Origin of the sequence: Halomonas sp. OfavH-34-E (assembly GCF_024124525.1) — a bacterium.
Classification (GTDB): Bacteria; Pseudomonadota; Gammaproteobacteria; order Pseudomonadales; family Halomonadaceae; genus Halomonas; species Halomonas litopenaei.
Window position 1 is genome coordinate 1 of the sequence record NZ_JAMXRY010000123.1, and the last position, 1289, is coordinate 1289.

General features: G+C 49.2%; 2 protein-coding genes. Both read right to left on the reverse strand.

Features of this window, described 5'->3' with window-relative positions:
• Nucleotides 1-303: 303 nt before the first annotated feature.
• Nucleotides 304-840, reverse strand: coding sequence for a hypothetical protein (locus tag NH448_RS23445; RefSeq protein WP_253029601.1), 537 nt, complete (start codon nucleotides 838-840; stop codon nucleotides 304-306).
• On the reverse strand, nucleotides 833-1289 hold a 457-nt coding region (locus NH448_RS23450; RefSeq protein WP_253029602.1), incomplete at its 5' end, for an RHS repeat-associated core domain-containing protein. The genes NH448_RS23445 and NH448_RS23450, both read right to left, overlap by 8 nt.

The following is a 1289-nucleotide window of genomic DNA, read 5'->3' on the forward strand; positions in this document are numbered from 1 at the left end:
TTGAAGATGTCCATGACCACGGCAGCCTTGCGCTTCGCGGTCCATCGTTTGATGGAGTTGTCGTCGCTCATCCTGTCCTCCTGATGACTGCACTATACCCTGTGCAGCTATGGAGGGGGTCACTTCAGGCGTAGCGCTTGAGCAGGTTGCCCATGGCCGGCGACAGGCTGGCCGGTGCGCCTGGGTAATCGAGGCGAATGCGCTCCTCGGACCCGTGGTCGAGGTGATCGCGGGGGCGCTCGCGTCGCCAGCGGGTGGCGTCGGAGGGCGTGCCCCTAACGGCGAAGAGCCCCTATTGGGGCGTCACGATCTCACGATATTCTCCCAGTCGCTCTCCACACCCAACGGCGAGGAACCATGTTTTAACAATGCCTTAGGCCAATTGTTACCTTCGATTTCGATTTCGAGCATTTTTTTTCCGTCATTTGACTCAAAAAAGTCGAATAAAATTTTATCTTGCAGGTCATCAGTAATAAAGACAATAACTCCTTCCTTGTTTATATCAAACGGAAAATTAAGATTTATGTTCTTTATGCTTTCTTCTTTTAGTGTCCCACAGTACTTTGATCTTGGTGTCCATATGTATATAGGCGCTGAATTAAGGCTGTAAAATAATGATACGGCTGATTTAATTTTTTCATTTGATTTGGTGGAGAAGGGGATGGCTATTTTTATTTTGTGCTTCCTTGTTTTTTTTAATGATTTTTCTTGGATGATGGAACTTTCTTCCAGAGAGGTTAGGTCTTCCTTTCTCACTTTTTTCCCAGATATGGCCTGCAGTTCTTTCAAATAAAACGGCATATTCAATAGCTGTTGTCTACGCACTTCGCTCTTAGTCAATGTAGTCGACCTTCGATTTCGCATTGGTAAGTTTCGGCCTACCATAGTCATTGAGTCTGATTTCACCTGTGAGCGGATCTGTTTTTACTGCCCCCGCTTCCCAATGCCCTTGACCAGGATGGCTTCTGTCCATGGTCTGTTGCTGAACGGAGACAACTTCTGTTCCCCCTCCTGGCGTTGGTCTGTCGTATCGATACTCGTATCCAGAGTCATTCCTAGATTGGGAGAAGGGTTGTTGGCTCGTTGGTATATTCTCTTGGCGCATAACTTCCAGTCGCGCAGCTCTGTTTGAGAATATGTTGCCACCACAACACCCACTCAGCCCCAGCGGATCCACCCATCCTGTCGGATTGGGGGCGTACATGTACAGGTTTTCGCCGCCGGCCAGTCCTATCGGGTCCTGGGTGGTGAAGCGTCCCGTCTCTGGATCATAGTACCGATGGCGGTTG